The sequence below is a fragment of the Campylobacter novaezeelandiae genome (assembly GCF_018968685.1).
GTDB lineage: Bacteria > Campylobacterota > Campylobacteria > Campylobacterales > Campylobacteraceae > Campylobacter_D > Campylobacter_D novaezeelandiae.
Genome location: NZ_CP076659.1, coordinates 1 through 20,194, shown reverse-complemented (window position 1 = coordinate 20,194; position 20,194 = coordinate 1). Strand labels below are relative to the sequence as shown.

Annotated in this window: 24 protein-coding genes and 1 pseudogene; 1 reads left to right on the top strand and 24 read right to left on the bottom strand. The window is 24.0% G+C overall.

Going from position 1 to position 20,194, the window contains the following annotated elements; all coding sequences use genetic code 11:
• Window positions 1-83 precede the first annotated feature (83 nt).
• The 10 genes from CNZW441b_RS07975 to CNZW441b_RS07935 all read right to left on the bottom strand — a co-directional run bounded on the left by CNZW441b_RS07975 (window position 84) and on the right by CNZW441b_RS07935 (window position 9,632).
• The gene (locus tag CNZW441b_RS07975) at window positions 84-1,979 is read right to left on the bottom strand and encodes a type IV secretory system conjugative DNA transfer family protein (RefSeq protein WP_131186834.1); all 1,896 of its coding nucleotides are present in this window, start codon (window positions 1,977-1,979) and stop codon (window positions 84-86) included.
• Window positions 1,979-2,398, bottom strand: a complete 420-nt coding sequence (locus CNZW441b_RS07970) for a hypothetical protein (RefSeq protein WP_131186833.1) — start codon at window positions 2,396-2,398, stop codon at window positions 1,979-1,981. Before CNZW441b_RS07970 ends, CNZW441b_RS07975 begins: the two co-directional genes overlap by 1 nt.
• Before the next feature lie 9 nt (window positions 2,399-2,407).
• Window positions 2,408-3,361, bottom strand: a complete 954-nt coding sequence (locus CNZW441b_RS07965; protein ID WP_131186832.1) for a CpaF/VirB11 family protein — start codon at window positions 3,359-3,361, stop codon at window positions 2,408-2,410.
• Window positions 3,354-3,563 carry a hypothetical protein gene (locus tag CNZW441b_RS07960; RefSeq protein WP_131186831.1) on the bottom strand — a complete coding sequence of 70 codons (210 nt, stop codon included), beginning with the start codon at window positions 3,561-3,563 and terminating at the stop codon, window positions 3,354-3,356. The genes CNZW441b_RS07965 and CNZW441b_RS07960 overlap by 8 nt, the downstream gene beginning before the upstream one ends.
• Before the next feature lie 13 nt (window positions 3,564-3,576).
• Entirely contained in the window at window positions 3,577-4,713 is a 1,137-nt protein-coding gene (locus CNZW441b_RS07955; RefSeq protein WP_131186830.1) for a DNA type IV secretion system protein ComB10, read from the bottom strand.
• Complete coding sequence (locus tag CNZW441b_RS07950; RefSeq protein ID WP_131186829.1) at window positions 4,710-5,777, bottom strand: TrbG/VirB9 family P-type conjugative transfer protein; 1,068 nt, start codon at window positions 5,775-5,777, stop codon at window positions 4,710-4,712. Before CNZW441b_RS07950 ends, CNZW441b_RS07955 begins: the two co-directional genes overlap by 4 nt.
• Window positions 5,774-6,460 carry a VirB8 family type IV secretion system protein gene (locus CNZW441b_RS07945; protein WP_216681631.1) on the bottom strand — a complete coding sequence of 229 codons (687 nt, stop codon included), beginning with the start codon at window positions 6,458-6,460 and terminating at the stop codon, window positions 5,774-5,776. Before CNZW441b_RS07945 ends, CNZW441b_RS07950 begins: the two co-directional genes overlap by 4 nt.
• Window positions 6,461-6,472: 12 nt before the next feature.
• Window positions 6,473-6,601 carry a hypothetical protein gene (locus CNZW441b_RS08225; protein ID WP_262868231.1) on the bottom strand — a complete coding sequence of 43 codons (129 nt, stop codon included), beginning with the start codon at window positions 6,599-6,601 and terminating at the stop codon, window positions 6,473-6,475.
• A gap of 2 nt (window positions 6,602-6,603) precedes the next feature.
• Window positions 6,604-9,063: a VirB4 family type IV secretion/conjugal transfer ATPase gene (locus CNZW441b_RS07940; RefSeq protein WP_131186867.1), complete on the bottom strand. Its 2,460-nt coding sequence runs from the start codon at window positions 9,061-9,063 to the stop codon at window positions 6,604-6,606.
• Window positions 9,064-9,314: 251 nt separating this feature from the next.
• Window positions 9,315-9,632 (bottom strand): hypothetical protein, encoded by a 318-nt coding sequence (locus tag CNZW441b_RS07935; RefSeq protein WP_131186865.1) that lies wholly within the window; start codon window positions 9,630-9,632, stop codon window positions 9,315-9,317.
• A gap of 789 nt (window positions 9,633-10,421) precedes the next feature.
• Here CNZW441b_RS07935 and CNZW441b_RS07930 point away from each other — a divergent pair.
• On the top strand, window positions 10,422-11,999 hold the full coding sequence (locus CNZW441b_RS07930) for a relaxase/mobilization nuclease domain-containing protein (protein WP_131186864.1): 1,578 nt from the start codon (window positions 10,422-10,424) through the stop codon (window positions 11,997-11,999).
• Between the two features lie 327 nt (window positions 12,000-12,326).
• Here CNZW441b_RS07930 and CNZW441b_RS07925 read toward each other — a convergent pair.
• The 14 genes and pseudogenes from CNZW441b_RS07925 to CNZW441b_RS07860 all read right to left on the bottom strand — a co-directional run.
• A pseudogene (locus CNZW441b_RS07925) lies at window positions 12,327-12,641 on the bottom strand (hypothetical protein); the annotation flags it as partial.
• A gap of 267 nt (window positions 12,642-12,908) precedes the next feature.
• Window positions 12,909-13,277, bottom strand: a complete 369-nt coding sequence (locus tag CNZW441b_RS07920; RefSeq protein ID WP_131186862.1) for a hypothetical protein — start codon at window positions 13,275-13,277, stop codon at window positions 12,909-12,911.
• A gap of 177 nt (window positions 13,278-13,454) precedes the next feature.
• Entirely contained in the window at window positions 13,455-13,880 is a 426-nt protein-coding gene (locus CNZW441b_RS07915) for a hypothetical protein (protein WP_131186861.1), read from the bottom strand.
• On the bottom strand, window positions 13,877-14,293 hold the full coding sequence (locus CNZW441b_RS07910; protein ID WP_131186860.1) for a hypothetical protein: 417 nt from the start codon (window positions 14,291-14,293) through the stop codon (window positions 13,877-13,879). Before CNZW441b_RS07910 ends, CNZW441b_RS07915 begins: the two co-directional genes overlap by 4 nt.
• Window positions 14,290-14,697, bottom strand: coding sequence for a PTS mannitol transporter subunit IIABC (locus CNZW441b_RS07905; RefSeq protein ID WP_131186859.1), 408 nt, complete (start codon window positions 14,695-14,697; stop codon window positions 14,290-14,292). Before CNZW441b_RS07905 ends, CNZW441b_RS07910 begins: the two co-directional genes overlap by 4 nt.
• Window positions 14,698-14,700: 3 nt before the next feature.
• Complete coding sequence (locus CNZW441b_RS07900) at window positions 14,701-15,084, bottom strand: hypothetical protein (protein WP_131186858.1); 384 nt, start codon at window positions 15,082-15,084, stop codon at window positions 14,701-14,703.
• Between the two features lie 18 nt (window positions 15,085-15,102).
• On the bottom strand, window positions 15,103-15,321 hold the full coding sequence (locus tag CNZW441b_RS07895; RefSeq protein WP_131186857.1) for a hypothetical protein: 219 nt from the start codon (window positions 15,319-15,321) through the stop codon (window positions 15,103-15,105).
• Between the two features lie 11 nt (window positions 15,322-15,332).
• Window positions 15,333-15,638: a hypothetical protein gene (locus CNZW441b_RS07890; RefSeq protein ID WP_131186856.1), complete on the bottom strand. Its 306-nt coding sequence runs from the start codon at window positions 15,636-15,638 to the stop codon at window positions 15,333-15,335.
• Between the two features lie 12 nt (window positions 15,639-15,650).
• Complete coding sequence (locus CNZW441b_RS07885; protein ID WP_131186855.1) at window positions 15,651-15,992, bottom strand: hypothetical protein; 342 nt, start codon at window positions 15,990-15,992, stop codon at window positions 15,651-15,653.
• 461 nt (window positions 15,993-16,453) lie between these two features.
• Window positions 16,454-16,903: a hypothetical protein gene (locus CNZW441b_RS07880; protein WP_131186854.1), complete on the bottom strand. Its 450-nt coding sequence runs from the start codon at window positions 16,901-16,903 to the stop codon at window positions 16,454-16,456.
• 13 nt (window positions 16,904-16,916) lie between these two features.
• Window positions 16,917-18,146, bottom strand: a complete 1,230-nt coding sequence (locus CNZW441b_RS07875) for a toprim domain-containing protein (protein ID WP_131186853.1) — start codon at window positions 18,144-18,146, stop codon at window positions 16,917-16,919.
• The gene (locus CNZW441b_RS07870) at window positions 18,146-19,072 is read right to left on the bottom strand and encodes a nucleotidyl transferase AbiEii/AbiGii toxin family protein (protein ID WP_131186852.1); all 927 of its coding nucleotides are present in this window, start codon (window positions 19,070-19,072) and stop codon (window positions 18,146-18,148) included. Before CNZW441b_RS07870 ends, CNZW441b_RS07875 begins: the two co-directional genes overlap by 1 nt.
• Window positions 19,035-19,367 (bottom strand): hypothetical protein, encoded by a 333-nt coding sequence (locus CNZW441b_RS07865; RefSeq protein WP_244985452.1) that lies wholly within the window; start codon window positions 19,365-19,367, stop codon window positions 19,035-19,037. Before CNZW441b_RS07865 ends, CNZW441b_RS07870 begins: the two co-directional genes overlap by 38 nt.
• A gap of 32 nt (window positions 19,368-19,399) precedes the next feature.
• On the bottom strand, window positions 19,400-20,194 hold the full coding sequence (locus tag CNZW441b_RS07860; protein WP_131186851.1) for a TrbM/KikA/MpfK family conjugal transfer protein: 795 nt from the start codon (window positions 20,192-20,194) through the stop codon (window positions 19,400-19,402).

The window sequence follows — 20,194 nt, the reverse complement described above, 5'->3', positions numbered from 1 at the left end:
GGCTATAGCTTAAACCATAACCTAAACTAAACCTTCTATTTTTAAAAGGCTTAGTTTAGATCAAAGGCTTAAAACCTTTGATTTCATTCTTTTTTCACTTTTATTCCTAATTCTTCAAGTTCAATAATTTGTTTAGAGCTTGAAGTTTTTTGAGTAAAGTTTTGTTCTTGATTAGCATTTTGGCTATCATCATTATTAATCTCATCATTATTTTCTTCTTCTGTGTTTGTATTATTAGTTGTATCATCACTATCTAAAGCAACTTTATCTGCTCCTTTAAGTTTTGGATTTTTAAACCAATAAGGCACTTTTGCTTTAATAGGTCTTGATAAAAACCCTGTAACTAAAATTAAAATATCTTCGCTAGATTGATTTTTAATATCTTGTGAAGTAACTAATTTATAACCTTCTTTGGATACGGTGCTATTGCTTTTAAAGAAATCAAAAGTTCCTTTTGATGAAGATGTTTTTTCTCTAGTAAAATCACCTATTAAATCGCTAATTTCTTTAGCGTCCTTTTCTGTATTCATTCTAAAAATAGTTTGATATCCTGCATTTGCTCTAATAATTCCTAAATCATCTTCACCATAATATTTTCTAATTTGTTCATAAGATTGTGTAACAAATACAGGTATTAGTCCATAAGATCTACATAATGCTGGTGCTTCAAGCAAGAAAGGCATTTTTCCAAATCTTACAAACTCATCAAGCAAACAATAAATAAATTTATCAGGATTTGAATTTTCTTCTCCACTCATTAATTTTTTAAATAAGCTTTCAATAAAAATACGCACCAAAGGAGCTAAAATATCCATATCTTCAGTTTGTATTACCACATACATAGTAATTCTTTTTTCTCTTAAATCTTCAAATTTAAAATTCATTTTTGAAGTTGCATTAGCTACTTGTGGATTAGTAAAAACTTTCATATAGGTATCATAAGTTGATTTTATACTTGCAAACTCTTGTTCGGCTGCAGTTTGATAGGCTCTTGCTTGATTTCTAACAATCTCATCAAGTTCTTCATCATTAGCAACTTGTTTTAAAAAAACCTTGAAAGTATCTATATTATGGTCTCTTGTAACTTCGCCTGTATCTTCATCTTCGATTAAACATTCTTTTCCAAATTGTTCGTTTAATTCATTAAAATAATCTTTTTTAGGAGCTTGAGTTAAATCTCCTAAACTTGTATGTTTATGTTTTTGCATATTATAAAGTGCAAAAAAGGTAAAAAGAGTTTTAGCACTTGTAACCCAGTGATCACCTTCTTTTCCCTTTTCTGCCACAAAAATAGTTCCTGCTATTTGATCTGCTAATTTCATCATTTGTATGAAATTCATATCTTTAACAATAGAATTATCAAAAGGATTAAAAAATAAAGTATTATTGTCTGAAAAAGGTTCAAACAATAAAATTTCATTGTTAAAATATTTTTTTCTATACCCTGCACTTTTTGCATAAAGTTCGCCTTTAATATCAAGTGCTAAGGTAGAGTTAGGCACTGTAAATAAATTAGGTAAAATGATACCTGAAGTCTTACCTGTGCCTGGTGGTGCAACCACCAACGCACTTAAGGGCATTTTTGCTCTAATGTATTCCATTTCATTACCCTTAATGCCTTTTTTAATACTGCAACCTAAAATTAAACCCCTATCATTGCAAATATTCATTGTTTGAAAATCTTTTTCTTTAGCAAATCTAGCACTACCGTAATCTTCTTTTAAATTTATTTGTGGCATAAAAAACCAAATTAAACATACAATAAAAGGTAAAATTAAAGCAAAAACTGCTATATAAGCTTTTAATTTTAAAGCTGGATTTCCTAAATTATGTAAAATTTGTAATGCAATTTGATGAGTTACTAAAAAATCAGGTTTAAAAATTATTTTTACCATTATTAGATAGAAAATTATTCCCATAATAATGCTAGTTATAAACATTAATACCCATTTAGCTGGAGTTATTTTCTTATCATTCATTATATTTCTTCTCCTTGAGCCATTTCTTTTTCTTGTAGCGTTTCATTATTTAATCGCTTAATCTTTTTATTGATATTAGTTTTTATTGCTTTGTTTTTAATTTGTTCTTGGTGTTCATTTAAAATTTGAGTTAGTTCGTTTATAAGTTTAGGTAAGCGATTTTCTGTTTGATAAGGACTTTCAATTCCTATATTCAAATGATATGCAATTTGATTAAGATTATTACCACATTGTGCTATGTGATATAAATACTCTACATTAATTTCATTATTTTTTTCTAATACTTCAAGTGTTTTTGCGTATTTTTCTATGCTTATAAGTTTTCTTATAACAGCACTTTGGCTTTCGTTTCTTTTTAATGAAAGTTTTTTTAATTGTTTTTGTTCTCTTTCATTTAAATAAACTCTTATTGTCCCCACTTTTACTCCTTATATTAATAATTTTGCATAATCATTTTTTAAATCTAAAATGTCTGTAATATCTCTTTTTCCTGTTTTTTTATTTCTAGTAATTTGTATAATGTAATCTATGGCGGTTATAATTAACTCTGTAAGCATTTTATTATCTGGATTTTGTAAGCCTCCCCCTAAGATAATATTTGTAATAATTGCTTTAATAGCATCTTCTGGATTATTAGCGTGTAAAGTGCTTAAATTTCCTGCGTGTCCTGTATTATTAACCCTTAAAAAAGTAAAAGTATTTCTAATATCAATTTCACCTAAAAATAATCTATCTGGTCTTAAACGCATTGCATTATTAATTGCGGTTTGATAAGAGTATATTTCGCTTTCTTCTTTTGGCACAGCTAATTGTGTTTTGTTCTCATTTTCAATATATAACTCTTGAGCGTCTTCAATAGTTACAATTCTTTCATTAGGATCAATTTCTCCCATTAAAGAATTTAAAAAGCTAGTTTTACCGCTTCCTGTTCCACCTGAAATAAGAACATTTTTTTTATTGCGTATTAAATCTTTAATTTTTTCATAGCTCCAGCCTTTTTCTAAACACTTATCACTTAAAACAAAATTTTCAAGTGCGAAACGACTTTTTGAAGGAATTCTTATGCAAATACAAATTTCAGAATTAAAAAGACTTGTTTTATGTTGAGCTTGAACTCTATATCTTAAAAAGGGATAAGGTAATTCACAAGATAAATGACAATGCTTTTCATCAAATCTTTGATTTCTTTTTATAGCAAGTTCAATTAAAAATGTTTCTAAAAAATTATAATTTAATCTTTCATCGTATATTGTTTCCCAAATATCGCCTTTATCTACCTTAATTTCACAAGGCTTATTAAAAATAAGCTCATTTGCTTCCATTTCTAAATAAGGCTTTAAAACATTTAATATATTATTTAAAACAATGGTATTATTATTCATTATTTTGTTCCATCTGTTTTAAATTTTCATTTTCGACAAGCTTGTTAAGTTTTTCTTTTTCTTTTTTAATCTTATTTTCTAAATTACTAATAACTTTAATTTGAGAGATAATTTTTTTATTTTTTTTATCTTCTTCTTTTCTTTTTTGTATTCCTTCTTCAATGTCTTTTTTGATTTTTTCATAATTATTAATTTCTTGCATTTTTTTACTCCTTTTATTCTTGAAAATATTTAATCAATACTTCATTATTTTTAGGTTTTGCAAACCACATATGATTAGTAGGAACAATAAAAATTCTACTTCCTGATTTAATTTCAATTGTAGGTTTAATTTGGGCTTGTTGTTGGATAATATCATCTACTATTGTGGATATATCATTTTTGCTTTGTGAATATACTTCTTGAGCATAGCTATTATTTCCTGCTTTAGAAGCTATGCTAAGTAATAAAACATTTGAAATTGTAGAGAGTGCATAAGGCATTGCATATCTTTCAAGATATTTATTATTGACACTTCCAACTGCTCCTGACATACCCATATTATCACTAGCTATAGCATTAGTTAAGAGTATATTAACGCCTTGTGGAGTGATAATTTCTCTCCATTGAATTTCTAAGCGATTTTGTCCGATCTTATTATCGCTTTTATAAAATCCTATAGCTTTACTGCCTCTTGGAATTAATACTGCACTTCCCATATTTGCATAAATATCTTGTTCGATTTGTGCTGTTACTATGCCTTGTAAATCACTTGAAATTGCACTTGTTAAAAGGGCAGGAATTAATCTTCCTGCTCTTATCATTCTATAAAGACGGTGTTCATTTGTTGAAACGTCTATGCTTTTTTGATTTGAAAAGCCATCAACTCCATATTTTGAAGCATTTTCTTGAAAGTAGATTTGAGTATTAGCTCTATCAGCTAAAATACTATCTCTAATAAGTTTTTTAATTTTTCTTTCATTTGCGCTAATATTATCTTGTTTAATCTCTTGTTTAAGTTGTTGATTTTTTTGTATGAGTTCTTGTTTTTTCTCTTCTATTTTTGCTAATTTAGTTACATTATCATCTTCTTTTTTGGTCTCTTCTTTAGTATCATTATGAATTTTTATATCTTCATTATAATTAGGTTCTTTAAAACCACCTTTATAGATATAATCACTAATTGGAAATTTTGTATCTGAATTTTTAAAAAGATAATCTAAATCTTCTTCATTTAACAAATTTTCTTTTTGATTATTATTTGATTTTTTAGATATATTTTCTTCTTGTGTATTATTAAATATATCTTCAGCTAGAAGATTATTACTTAATAATACACTTATAAGACTTAGACTTAAAAATGATTTTTTCATTTTTTAGCCTTTTCTTTTTTAGGTTCTAATTTTTCAACGCAAACATAACTATCGCCACTTTTAATTGTGAATTTTTTTGCAACAGTTTCAGCAATAACATAATTACCGATAATTCTGGTTTCAACTGGACTATCTTGCTTATCAATAACAGCAAAAATAGCTGGAATTTGTGGCATTTTGTCTTTATCGTATTTAAAATAAGTAAATTTTTTATCATTAAAAATCTCTTCACTAATTAGCCACTCATTACCTTTTTTTGCTTTTTGACTATAATGGTTATAAATTTCATCTTTTTTAACTCTAACTTCTGCTATACCTTCTTTAATTATCAAATAATCTTTAGCTAATTTTTCTTGTTTTTCTTCGATGAGCTTTTTTGAGTTTTCATCGTGAATGTAAATTACTAAAGAAGGATCTTTGCTATTTTTATAATCAGTTGAATAAATATAAAAAGTATGTAATTTATTATCTTTAGTAAAAACAGTTAAAGAAGTATCAATTCCTATAAGCATTGGCTTAATAGCAATGGCATTAGGCATAGTTGGAATTTCTTCCACTTTAAAACCTGTAGTATCACCTAAAATATAATTTATAACATCTGTTTCAAAAATAAGAGTAGTTGCCATTGCAAAACGTGTTCTTATTTTTTGTGTTTTATTAGCTTGATAATTAAGATTTAATGTATTTTCATAGCCTGAATATTTTTTTTGAAAAAATCTTCTTTGTAAGGCATTTAAATTTTGATTTCTAATTGCACTTTTCATTAAAGCGATTTGTTCTTCGCTTAATTGTTCTCCATTACTTTGTGAATAAGCATCAAAAGCTTGAGTTTGATATTGTGGATTAGAATAACTTGTAGTATCAATTTGTTGTCCTTGTGGTTGTTGCCCTAAAGGATCAATTCTAATATTAGTTTGCGTATAATTATTTAAAGTTTGGTCTTTAGTTTGTAAAATACTTTCACCTGTATTACTTGGAACGTCTTGAATTTGTATTCCATTATCTGCAAATACTAAAGTTGAAGCAAATAAAGCTAAAAAAACTATTTTTGAGTATTTTTTCATTGTTTTGTTCCTTGCATTGAATTTTGGCGTGCAGTATTAAAAGTATCATTATCAATAATATCTGTAATTGAGTATTGCTTTACAATAAAACCTGTAGGGTTTTTTGGAACTGAATTATAAGTAAGCTCCATTGGTATAAAATCAAAAAATAAAGTAGCACGATATTTTTTTAAATTACTTTCTGTTCCGTTTTGATTGCTTATTTTTGCGATAAAATCGATAGTAGCTACATTTTTATTGAAAATAGAAACATTGATAATTTCAATATCTCTAAAAAGTCCTTTAGTTGTATAAATTGAATTTGGTGCTCTAACTAAATTTGAAAATGTATCCCAAACATTTTTTCCAGATTGTAATCTAATCTCTTCATAACGCTCACTATCATCTATACGATTAATTGTTTCTCTTTTTTTTACATAACCTGCCAAAATTGATTTTAATAGATTTTCATCAGCTCTCATATCCATTCCCGCTTGTTCTATTTTTACAAAGTTAGTTTCTGGATCTGAAAAAAACACGAGATAAGGTTTAACTTCTTTAAAAGGGGTAAGAAAAGAAATAGCAATAGCAAGACAAATTACGATTATAGTTAAAACTATAATTAACCAAAGCATATAAGCTTTTATATTTCTTTCAAGTTGAAATATAAAATTAGGATCTTTTTTATCATCAATAAAAGCCATACTTCAACCTTCTTAGCTAATTTTAATTACATCATAATTACAAGCACAAGGCGATTTTTTAGGTATTTCTTTATTTGTGGTTGCACAGGCACTAAAAAAAAGAAGGCTTGATACTAAAATACTTATTTTTAAAAATTTCATTTTTAACTCCTTAAATTTGGTTTTTGATTTTCAAGATACATATTTCTCCAATCATTAGGATAAAGCTCTTTAAGTTCTCGCATTAACATTACATTGTCGCTAGATGATGAAAATATTCTTAAATGTTTTCCTAAGCGACTTAAATCTATATTCAAAATAGCAGATTGATTAGCAAGGTTCATTTTTAATAAAACCTGTCTTGAATTAGTTCCTGCTTCTTGTAAAAACTTAATTTCTGTAGGTGTTAAATTAAGTTTATTTCGCATATTTTCAAGCGTTTGGGCGTTTGTAGTTGGAAAAATAATAAAATTTGCTATATTTTCTAAGAAACTTGCACCTTTTGGGATATCATCAAAAAAGCTTAAGTTTTGAAAACCCATACACATAACCCCGCCTATTTTTCTAACTTCAAGAATGCTTTCAAGAATGCTTTCACGCATATTTTCGTCCATTAAAAAGTCTTTTAATTCATCAATAAAACAAAAAAAGCCTCTTTTTTTAGAATTTTTGGCTGAATTTTTTAATCTGTGAAAGATATAAGAAGCAGTTAGTCCTGCCATAGTTGGATTTTTTAAAATACTATCCATATTTAATATTGAAAGCTGTTTGCTAAAGCTTAATGCGTCTTCTTTATTATCGAAAATACTTTGTTTAAAAGGTCTTAAACGTCCCTTAATATCATCTTCGTCAAGTTGAAGACTATCTATAAAATCGCTAAGTGTAAAAATATCTTCTTCGGTTTTATTACTATATAGTCTTTCAATTGTTCGTGTTATTTCATTGATTGCGTTATATTGTGTATCGCTTAAATTAGCCATTGTTCGAATAAAGTTTTTTAAAAATTCTTTATTTTCGCTTGTATAAGGTAACGCAAAAGGATTTAGTTTAAAATCGCTAAAATCAGCGTCGTGATATTCTCCGTTAGTATAAGTTGCAAAATTATACATACCACGCAATTTATCCATTGAAAAAATATCAATATCGTATTTGTAAAGATTACACATTAAAAACTGAGCTAGTGTTGTCTTACCAGCACCAGTTCCACCTATAATCATAGTATGTCCGCTTGGTTTATCTCCTTCTGGTGTCCAGTGAAAATTAAAAAGATAAGGCGTTCCGCTTAAATGTCTAAAAATAGTTACAGGTTCATCGCCCCAGTCGTTCTTATCAAATCCTAAAACATCTTTTTCAAAACTAGCAATACTTGCTAAATTAGAAACTTTTAGTGTTCTTTTCCTAGCATTTAAATTTGCCCTACTTGGAAAAAATGAGAAATATAAAGCTTTTTGATTTATCGTTTCTCTTACTATATTTAAATTTTGATTAGCTAAAATACCTTTTAACTCATTTGTTTTAGTTTCTAAATCTTCTAAATTTTCTGCTAAAATATAAACTGAAAAGCTAACAAGCATTAAATTTTCTCTATCAGCTTTAATTTTTTCTATAAGTCCGCTAAGTTCATCTTTTATAATTTGTGGTGCAAAAGCTCCAGTATCTTTTATCTTTTTAATTGCTTTTTCTTTTTCATAAGATCTCATATTAATAAAAACGGTAAAATCATTTGAGCTTCTTAAAATTTTAGTGCTAATGTGTGAAGTAATTACATCGGTTTCATAAGCTTTAATACTTATAAACCTTGAAAACATTTCTTTTCCGTCGTTTCGTCGAAAAACAATATAATCTTTTTTAAATTCCACATCTGAGCTAATATAACTATCAGTAATCAACTCATTTGTATATTTAAATTTAGTTTCTTGAGCATTTGAGTAAGTAGCATAAAAATTTAAAATATCATCAGCCGTAATTTGAATAGGCGTAAATGAAGATAAAGCTCTTTTTGCTTCATTAAGGGTTTCTTCAATTAAAAGTTTTTTGGCTTCAAGATTAAAATTTTCTTTTTCTTCTTTGCTTTTTTCTTTTTCTTTGGTGGCTCTATTTTTAAAATTTTCTAAAGCTCCACTAATTTTTTTATCAATAGTAGATATTATAAGATAATAAGTAATTTGAAATACATCTTTATAATTTTCCCACTTTTCAATAATTTGATTAGCAAAAACATTTTTAGTTAAAGAATGTTTTTTAGAAAGTTCTATTTTATCTTTTTTAATAATTAAATTAATTTCTACATCAGTGCTAATTTTTCCAAAAAATTGCACGCGACTTTGCAAATAAGATAATTCTTCTTCAAGTGAATTTCCAGAATATGAAATTCCTTTAACTTCCAAAGCAACGCATAAATTTCCGTCTTTTGTTACTAAAGTATTTTCGTCAAGTTTAAAAGCTATATTATTTTCTTTAGCCATTGTAAAAATTTTAGGCTCAGCTAACATTAAAATATTGTCAGCTCCACGATTTATTTTATTTATATATTCTTTAAAATTTTTCTTTTCTTTTTTTCCTAAATTTTCTTTTTTAGGTTTATTTTTGAGTTCTTTTAAATAAGTAAAAATGCTTGTTCCCATTTTTAGCCTTTATGCGTAATATTTATTTTGGGGAATTGAAAATTTGGCGAAAATAATTTGATAGATATCTTCATCAAAAAATTCTAAAATAAAGAAAAAGCAATATAAAAAAGCAATAACAATAAGTGAGTATAAAACTAAAAAGAACCACGCGACAAATCCTAAAATAATTAAGGCAAACCAGCTTGTGCTAGTTAAGCCTTTAATTTTTGTTTTACAAGTAAGATCGCGATAACAGCTTGTTTCAGTCATTAGTTCATACCTGCTGCCGAAAGTCCATAAATTACACCGATAATTACTAATGCACCAAATAATAATTTGGCGTGATTTTTTATGCCTTCCATATTAAAAAAAGCCATAAAAAGCATAATAACTATCCAAATTACACCCATTACAATAGACATTGTATTTATAATACTTGATACACTTGTGCCTACGTCGGTTACTTGTTCATTAACGCTTGTTGCTAATTTTGATGCAATATTATTTCCATTTGCTCCAAAAAGTAAAATTGGAGAAATTGATATAAAAAGCAAAAACGTTAAAGTTTTTTGAAAAATATTTTTCATAAAACTTTCTCCTTGAAAAAATTTTTTTGCGTTACGCAAATAAAATTATAATGTTGCAACTTTTACCGACATTTTGCGACTTAATAAAAGCTTAAAATATCTATTTTTTGGATATTTGAATTAAAATTATTTCTTTAAAAAATATTTAAATAAATTAATTTTTGTTTATTATTTTTTATAATTTTTGATTTCTTGTATAAGCTATATTTCCTAAGTTTTAAAGACTTTTTTTGTAAAAAAAGCCACCATTATTTTTCCGCAAAATGTCGGTAAAAGATTTTTTTTTATTTTTTTTAAAAAATGGGTTTTAATGGTATATTTTTTTATTATTTTTCAAAGTATTTTTTTAAAAAAAGAAAACTTAATAAATTTAATTATTTTTTTAGAATATTTTAAAAATTTATAAATCAAATCATTTATTGATTTATTTCTTTTTATTTCTTTTTTCTAATTAGAAGTTATTTTTCTTATCATTGAGTATTTTTTCAAGTTATTAATTTTAGTTTTTCTTATTATAAAAATATTACTTAGTAGATGTTTTATTTAAAAAATAAAATTTAATTTTATAAATATTTTTTTTCTTTATTTATTTTTAAAATCAAAAATCAAAAAAATCTTTTTTGATTTTATTTTTTTGTAAAAAAAATCTTTTTTGTGTTTAAATGCCTTATTTATAAGTATTTAAGCACAAAAAAAGCCACTATAAAGGGTTATCCTGCCTCTATTCTAAAAATTATATTTTTAATACAATCTATAAAAATATTTATAAAATAAAAAAAGGTTAAAACTTTGAAAAAATCTTTTGATGAGTATTGGGAAGAAATTCAAAAAATTAAAAAAGCAAGTTCAGTTATAAAAGACAACTATAAACGCAATAAAATTTTTAATAATTTTGTTAATAGTTATTCCATAAAGCATAATATTAATAATATTAATCAAACTACCTATTCTAAACAAGCAGTAGTTAAGCTTTGTTCTAATTTATCTAAAGATGGAGCAAAAAGAGCAATAGATTATATTTTAAATAGTGCTGATACTCCTTATCTTGTAAATGAAAAAGGGGAAGAGATTTTAACAGAAGATGTGATAAAAGATTGGAAAATTGATTTTTCAAATCAAAAAAATGCTAAAGACGCTTGGCATTTGATTTTTTCTATTAAAGAAAATCCTACTGAAAAAAACTTAGAAATTTTAAAAAAAAGCGTCAAAGAAACTATGGATAATAATTTTTTTGGTTATAAGTATGTAATGGCAATACATACTCATCAAAATAATCCACACATTCACATTGTTTTAAATAAAAGAAATATTTTAACAAAAAAGAAAATTCATTTTAATACAAAAGACGATATTAAAGATTTTTGGAATGATGTTAGAAGTAATTTTTCTATGTCTTTAAGTTCTAAAGGATTACATTATCATAATCAAACTTCTTATGAAAAAGATTTAGATAGAAAATATCAAAAAATAAAAAGCACTTTATATCTTGATGAGATGGATACAAAAAAAGATTTAAGCGATATGATTTTAAATATAATTAAAAAAGAAAGTAAAAAGTTAGAGAATAAAAAATCTAAAATTGATATTTTAAATAATGAAAGTTTAGAATTAAAGAAAAATAGATTAGATCTTATAAATCTTTTTAATCAATATAAAAAGAAAAATAATAAAAAATATTTCAAGCTAGGAAAAGAGTTAAAAAAAGTATCAGATGATTTAAATAAAATTGATTTAAAAATACTATCAGAAATAAAAGAAACTCAAAAAATCGATGAAAAGATTTCTCTTTTAAATAAAGAGCTTGATAAATACAATTATCAAAACATTGTGGATACAAAAAATCTAAAGAATTTTGTTGATTTTATGCGTAAAAATAAACTAGCGACAAAAAGCGATTATGAACTTTTAGAAAAAGTTAAATTATCCATTTTAAAAAGCGACGATAATCTGGATAAAAGTTTAAAAAATACCATAGAAACCAATACTATCCTAACAAAACTCTTTAATGGTAAAAAAGAAAGCATTTTTAAAATAGAAAAAAAGATAAATAATATAAACAATTACATAGAAATTTTAAAACAATCAAATGCTGAAGTAAAAGAATATGAAAACTATTTAAAAACTTTAGAAAAGAATAAAAATTATTTAAAAGAATATGCTAAAAATCGTTTTGAGAATTTAAAAATTTCTATTTCTAAAAATAAAAATAAACTACCTTTAAATGCTTACATCATACAAGAATATAAAAAAGGTTGCGAGTATTTAAATATCAAAGATGATTTAAATTTAACTTCTGTAAAAATTGATAAAATCAATTTTGGCGGAATAAATAAAACTAAAAATAATAAAAAAGACTTAAAAATATAAATAAAAAATTTTATTGCTATTTTACCGACATTTTGCGACTTAATAAACACTTAAAATAATTGTAAAATAGACATTTAAAAGCATTTATATAAATATAAAATTTTACTTAAATTATTAATATTTTTTATAAAAAATCTATTATAAAGCCTATTTATAGGCTTTATTTAGGATAAGTAATTTCCGCAAAATGTCGGTAAAATATTTGTATTATAAAAAATTAAAAAAATATATTTTTTAGCTTATTTATTATCTTGCATAAAATCTAGGGGCATCATTTACAGGACAATAAACATTTTTTTTAAGATCATTATCACAATAAACACTTACAATTTTATAATCTTTTTTATCATTTGGATTTAATAAGAAAACATAATTATTATATAAAAAACCTTTTTCCCTTTCTAACGTGCTTTTCATTTCTTTGATTTTACCTTCTGGATTTTTAATATCGCTAATTGCTCTTATTGAAACATAATCATAAAGCTTATAATTTGGATATTTTTTCATAATTTCTTTATTAGCTAAATCAAATAAAGTTTGATCATTTCCATTATTTTTTAACTCGACTAAATCTCCATCACCACAACCTATAATTAAAACCATAGCTCCTAAAGCTAAAACACTTGTTAAAATTTTTTTCATTTTTTACTCCTATTTTTAAGATTTAAGTTTATATTTTTTACAAATTTTTAATTTACTCCTTTTTTATAGTAAAAAAATTATAACTTTTTTACTTTAAAAAAGCTTTTTAAGGTTTAAGAAAACTTAAACAAGCAAATTCCCATTTTTCCATAACTTTAAGTTTCAAGCTAAAAAGCTTAAAACTTAAAAAAGCTAGTTAAATATCTTTAAAGCTCTTATTTTATAGTATTTTAAAGGTGATTTTATTTAATTTGAAAATTAAACTTTTCAAGCTTTATTTTTGGAATATTTTTTCAATTCTTTTAATACTTTTTCCCATTTGTATTTTTTATCTTTTTCAATTTGTTTTATATTGTCTTTAAATTTTAAAAATATATTTTTATTTTCATCTCTTAAAATTTCTAATTTTTCCCTTTGATTAAAATCCATACCCCAAAACACACAAGCAAATAATTCGAAAGCATTAACAATATATTCATCTTCATCATTTGAAAATTCATAACTTCTAAGACTAAAGCCTTTTTCTAATTCAGATAAAAAAACAAACAAATCTTTATTAAGATTATTTACAGAAGGTAAGTTTTCTGCTCTTAACTTAATTTTACTTCCATTTTCTGTAATATAAACTTTTTCCATCTTTTATCCTTTATCTTTGTTTTCGTATTATAATTATAGTATATTTATACTTAATTTATATTTAATTTATAGTATTTTTATAGTATTTTTATAGTATAATCACACTCCAAAAACCAAAACAAACCTAAACTTTTTCTCCCTTTTTTACTATTCTTGTTTGAAATATAATATTATTTATTAATGGTTTTTCATATACTCTATAATATATTTTTTTGCCGTTTTTATATTTACATTTGCATGTAAAGCGATTTTTTCTAAATTATAATTTCCTTTTTCATCTTTATAACTATCTGAAAATAATCCGCTTAAAAGGGAGAAAATTTGCTCTCTTTTATTCTTAGCTCTATTTTTATTAATTTTGACCATATTAAGAGTTCTCTTGCTCTTATTTTCTTCTTGAAACTGACTTAATCCTATTATTTTAAACTGCATAAGCAATTCATTATTTTTTTTGCATTTCTTACATTTTGCAAGCAAGATCACTTCTTCATTAAAAGAAGTTAATATCTGCTCTGCTTTTTCTAAACTCTTTAAACTTCCTAAACTTGTATTATTAGTTCCTTGACAATTAATACAAGTCCAGATTATTTTATTTGTTTTCATAGTAATTTTTCATCTATTGTCAATGTCACAAAACAAGAAAATACAACAATAAATAGAATAAGTGTAATAGGAAATTGCAAGTCGTAAAGTTTTCTAAAATAATTGAGACTAAAATTAGCGTTAGAATAATAAAAAAATAAAAAAAGCAATGGAGTAATAATTAATAAAAATATTAAAATGCCAACTATTTTATTTTCTAAATTTATTAATGCTATACAAACAATGGATAGGCTGAAAAATAAAACAAAGCCTATCCCATAATAAACACCCTCTATCGCTGAAAAAAAGTTCCATAAATTTTCAAATATTAAAAGTGTTAAATTTATAAAATCTTTTCCAAAAAAAATAATAAAAGCAATAATGCCTATATAAATAGCATAGACTAAAATAAATTTTTTATTTAATAAGTTCATTTTAACTCCTGATTATAAGCCCATAAAAGCCCATTTAAAATAACAATAAATATAAGAAAGTAAGAATTAAAACTATCCAAGCTTAATTCAATACCAAAAATATATAATATAGCTATAAATAAAGGAACTAAATATAATGAAACCCTTAAGACTTGATAAGTTCCATAAAACCAACATATAAACATAAGAAGAAGGCACAAAAACATAAAATTTAAAACAAAAGATATATTATCTATACCAATATAATTAACACTTTCTACAAATGCTAAAAATAACTCTTTCAAAACATTTTTTATAAAGCTCCAAATTTCGCTTTTAAAAATACAAATTAAAACTATAATACATAAATATAAAAAATAACTCTGTATATTTTTTTTGGTTAATATTTTAGTTACTAAATTCATAATTTAATCCTCATTATCTGCCTTTGCAATTATACAAGAGACGGTCAAAATAAAAATGCAATTAATAAAAATTGTCACGCGATCAAATTTTATTTCATTAATATAGTAAATTGAAATAATTATAGGAATAATTATTAAAGAACATGCCAGAATAATATTAAAACCTTTTTTTAAGCCAACAATCGAAAATATTACTAAAAATAAAAAAGCAATAATTAGATAAGGTGATAAGAAAAAAATAAAATCCCAAACAAAATGCAAAGCTATAGGAATTAACTTTAAAAAATCTAAAATTTCTTTAAAAAAAATAGTGATAAAAGTAATAATACCTATATAAACAACATAAGCTAAAAACATTTCTTTTTTGGTTAATTTTTCCTCACTCATTCTTGTATCTCCTTTTTTCTATACAAAAAAATTAATTATTCCAGCAACAATTTGATTAGCCATTTCTTTATTATAAAATACACCGATTGAAGACAAAATATAGAATACAAAAAGAACAGGTTTTAATGTGTAACCTAATCGTTCTTCATATTCAGTCTTAGGTGGAACGAATTTTTCCAAATTTATTCCACAAATAAATATCATTGTTATAAATCCAAATAAAATCCAAGAAGCCATAATAATTCTTTCTATTTATTAATTTTCTCTGCAATAAAATTGATAAGTCTGTAAGCTTCAGACAACATAAGTAAATTAATACTCTTTATTTTGTCAATTTGTTCATAAGAAAGCAGTAAAAATCTTTTTTGCTTTTCTTGATCAACACCAAATTGAAAATTTATTTTTCTTGTGTAACCTTTAAGCTTAATATAGTCCTTATTTTCTAAATAAAGTTCATTAACAATATTTTTTAAAAAATTTCCATAATCTTTGTTATAATCAAGTTCTAAAGCAATCATTTTATTATTAAAATCAACCTGTATATTTTTTTTCATAATCCACTCCGCTTATTCTTTTATAAAATCTTTAACATTTATTTCTAAGCTTGATAATCTTTTAAAAGTATCTTCAGCACTCACAAAAGCAAACTTGATACTATTTACAATATGATATTTTAAAATTTCGTAGCTCTCTTGAAAAAACTCATACTTAAGAAAATAGACTTCAATTTGATTGTTTTCTTGATTATAATTTAGTGCAATTTCGCCCAAATCAAAAAATCTAGCAATATTATCTTTTTCATCTTTACATTCTAAAAAAGCATAAGCGTCTTTATTATAGATATTTCTCTCACCCTTTAGAACACTTTCTAAATCAAAAAACTTATTTTTAGTAACTTCAATTCTCATTTTTATCCTTTGTCTTTGTTTTCGTATTATAATTATAGTATATTTATGCTTAATTTATATTTAATTTATAGTATTTTTATAGTATATTTATACTATAATCACACTCCAAAAACCAAAACAAACCTAAACTTTTTCTCCCTTTTTAAAACTTATCTTAAGTCCTTTTTTGTTTTAGTAAAATAAAAAAGGATCTTAAAAAGAAAGGATAATAAACAAAAGGATTTTTATTTCTTAATTTTGGGTTTATAAGTAATATTTAGAAGAGTGCGGGGTATTCCCGCTTAATTAAGACTTTGATTTTCCACATAAAACAAATGTTTTATGGGGACTTAGTAAGCAAAATGAGAAAATAAAACCATTTTATAATAACGAAAACAAAGATAAAGGTATATTTACTGCTTACTAATATAGTGAATTATATCAAATTTTTATTAAAAATGGCTTGTTTTTTATTTGTTGTTTTATTTGCTATCAAATATTTGAAATCTAATAAATTCTTTAGCATAAAGATCTGCATAATATTTTAAAGCATCTAAATTGCTATTAAAACCCCAAAAGCCAATAATTCCAAAAATTCCAAAAAATCCTATATTTGCATAAAAAACAAAATCAAAATCTTCACTTTTTATAAAATTTGAAATTAAAGCAATAATACAAATACCTATACTAAGTAAAGACGCAAAAAAACCTTCTATATATTTTCTTCGATCTTTACTTTTCATAATCTCTTTTATGAAGAAAAAAATATTTTTCTTGATGATATCTTTTTTTAGTTTTTGCTCATTAATATTAGCTTCATTACAACTTTTAGAAATAAAATCAAATTGTTTGTCTATATCGTATTTTTTTATATATTGTTCTAATGCAATTGATTTTATAATTTGAATATTATCATAAATACTATTTTGCATTTTAATCCTTAGATTAATTTCTTTCTTTTTTATTGTTAATTCTACCTAAATACGCATTAAATTCTTCAAATTTTTTTCCTAAGATCTTTAAATTTATAAAACTTTCTAATTTTGGTTTTAAATAAGAAACTAAAGGAATATCATTGTTTGATATTTCTTTAATAAGTTCTGTTTTTTTACTCTCTATTAAAACACTTTTTTTATCAAGTAAATATTCTGTTTTTTCTTGTAAAGAATTTATTTCTTTTTGTATATCTTCTAAAGAAAAATCTTTTTTTAGATTAAAAACTTTAAAAATAAGTAAATCATCATTAAAATCTTTTAAATTAGGTTTTTCTTCTATAATTTCTCTTTTTTTGAAACATTCCTTCGTTTTTAATTTAAAATCAAGTCCTTTTTCATCATTATCAAATCCTAAAACAATCTTGGCATTTTTTGCATTTTTTTCAAAATAAGCAAAAATTTCTTTGTGGCTTTTAGTGATTTGTCCGTTTGTAGCACAAAGTAAAGTATCATTTGGATTATAATTTTTAAGTTCAAAAAGACTAAGACTATCTATCATACTTTCTGTAATAATAATAGTTTTTATATTCTCTATTTTTTGTTTATTATCTTTATTTCTAATAATTTCAAGTCCTTTATTTCCATAACAAAGCTGTTTAATAGGTTTGCTATATATATTTCCTTGCTTATCGTGTGTAATTGGCTTTCTTAGGTAAGCTATATAACCGCTAGAATTAATAAAATCTTTACCTTGAAAATTATCTAAAATATAAGTAGGCACACAAACATTGTAATGTTTATCTTGTTTTAGAGTATTAAAGGTTTCTAAAATTTCTTGAGAAATTAATCTATCATCATTAAAAAAATTTTTTTGTTTAATTGTAGTAAAAGCTTTATAGTTATTAATAGCTTCTATTGAAGCTTTATTTATAGATTTAGAAGGCTCTATATTATGTTTTAATTCAATTTTATCAACTTTTTCATTAAGCAAATTATTAATTTTAATACCCCTATTCTTACAAAAAGAATAAATATTCCCCCTATCATTTTCTTCATTAGGATTAAAATATAAATATTGTCCATTAGTTTGTCTTGTAATAATGATTAAATCGCTTTCATTACTCATAGTAATGAAATTGCGACTACATTTATCTTTTTTGTAAGAATAACCATTTTGCATAAGTATTATATCAAAAGGGAGAGTGAGTATTTCTTCGTTAAAAACTTTAGATTTTGACATTATCTTTCTTTAGTTCTACTTTGATTAGACATTTTTTTACATAAATCTAATTCTTTTTGATTTAAAACTTCTTTCAAAGTGCCTTTAGGAATTATATTTATATTTTCAAAATTATTTAATTTTGAAAAAGATGTTTTAATTTTTTCTTCTAGATCCTTTTTAGTATTTGGAATTAATATATCAGCTTTTTCAATATAATATTGTAAATTTTTTTTTAAATTTGAAATGTCTTTATCGATTGCTTGTTTTTTGTTATAAGAATTAAAATTTTCATCAATGGTTTTATGAAAATTTTGTAAAAAATCTTTTAAAATTATATTATTTTTAGCATTAATTTCTTCATAATTAATTCTATTAAAATCAATATTTTTTAAGTGGCTGATAATATCTTTTGGATCTATATTAGTTTTTTTAATTAAAATATCAAAACTTTTTTCAATATCCATTTTATTATTTGTCAAAATAGTATAAATATCAAACAAATCTCTTGGTTCATCTCTGGAAAGTGAAGTTTCTAACTTATTAACAAAGATATTTTGTATGCTATCTATAAACAAACCATTTTCAAGTTTTACATAATCATTTTTTTCGTGAAATACATAATCATTAACCAAGTCAATTTTGAGATTATTTTCTTTAATATAAAGTTGAGTAAAATATTGATTTGAAACTTTTATTTCAAAATCTATATTATTATCTTTTAACATACTTGTAAAATCATTAAATTCTTTTGGAGTTCGATTTTTAATTCCATTGTTAATCAAGAAAAAATCTAAATCATCAGAAAATCTAAATTGATTATAGTGAAATCTTTGCAAAGCTGTTCCGCCTGTAAGATAAAAATCTAAATTTTCTTTTGCAACTAAATCAAGAATTATATCTTGTGTTTTATACAACTGTGTATATTTTTCTTCTTTTTCCTGCATTTTTTATCCCATAATGTGCGATAAGCTCGTCAAGCCTTTCTTCATAATAAAATCTTTTATGATAACCTAATCTTTGGTTTTGAGAAATTATAAATTCTTTTATCCATTCTTCATTATCGATAATTTTTAAATCTTCAAACATTGTGAGTGAATTTTGAAAAATTGCACTGAAAATTCTTTTTGCAAAATCTTTATCTTGTATATGTTCTACTATAAAACTAGGGGTCATATTAGTATTGCCCCAATAGCAATTTTGTAAAATGTGTTTTGCTATTTGAAGTTTATTTTTTTTCATTGCAACTCTCCTTTTTCACAATTTTACCAAAATTATTTTTTATCTTCATTTATCCAGCAATTTTTATTAATATGAATTTTTTGATAGAAACCTAAATCTATTCTATAATATTTAATTATTCTATCGCTTGTATCTATTTTTCTTTTGTCTGCGGGTAAATTCTTATATTCAGCATAAGTAATTTTTGTTAATTTATCTGCTTTAAATTTATCTTCATCTTTTAAAGAATTATATTGTTCTTGTGTAATTTCTTTTTTTTCATAGCCATTATTCCAATCTTCTTCTGGATAAAATTTTGTGGAACAAACATATTTTAAATTATAATTAGAATATTTATGCGATGAAAGAATTTTACAATTATTATCTAAAGTTGGATTAATTCTATAGCCATAATGATTAATTGTTACAGTAGAACAACCTTCTCCATGACCATTACATTTTTGTATAGTTTCTGTGCTTAAAATAGTTCTTTGATATCTTTTATTTAGATCTGGAACATAGCAAGTTCCTGTTAAATTGACCAAACTATTTCTCCAATCTTCTAAATCTTTATCATCGCTTAAAATAGCTTCTGAACTTCCTAAAGGACAAAGATTTAAAAAAGATTTTCTTGCTTCTAAAGTTTTCCACGGCTTTTTAAAGTGTATTGAAAAATATTTAGCAATAGCGGAACTACATTCAGCTGGTAAAACTGGTGAGGCTAGACACAAAATAGCTTCACAAGCTAATCTTTTATCTCCTGTAAAACTTTGCATATTTGGTATAGATATAGCCAAAACATTAGTTGTATAAAAAACTAAAATAGCACCTAAAATTCTTTTTTTCAT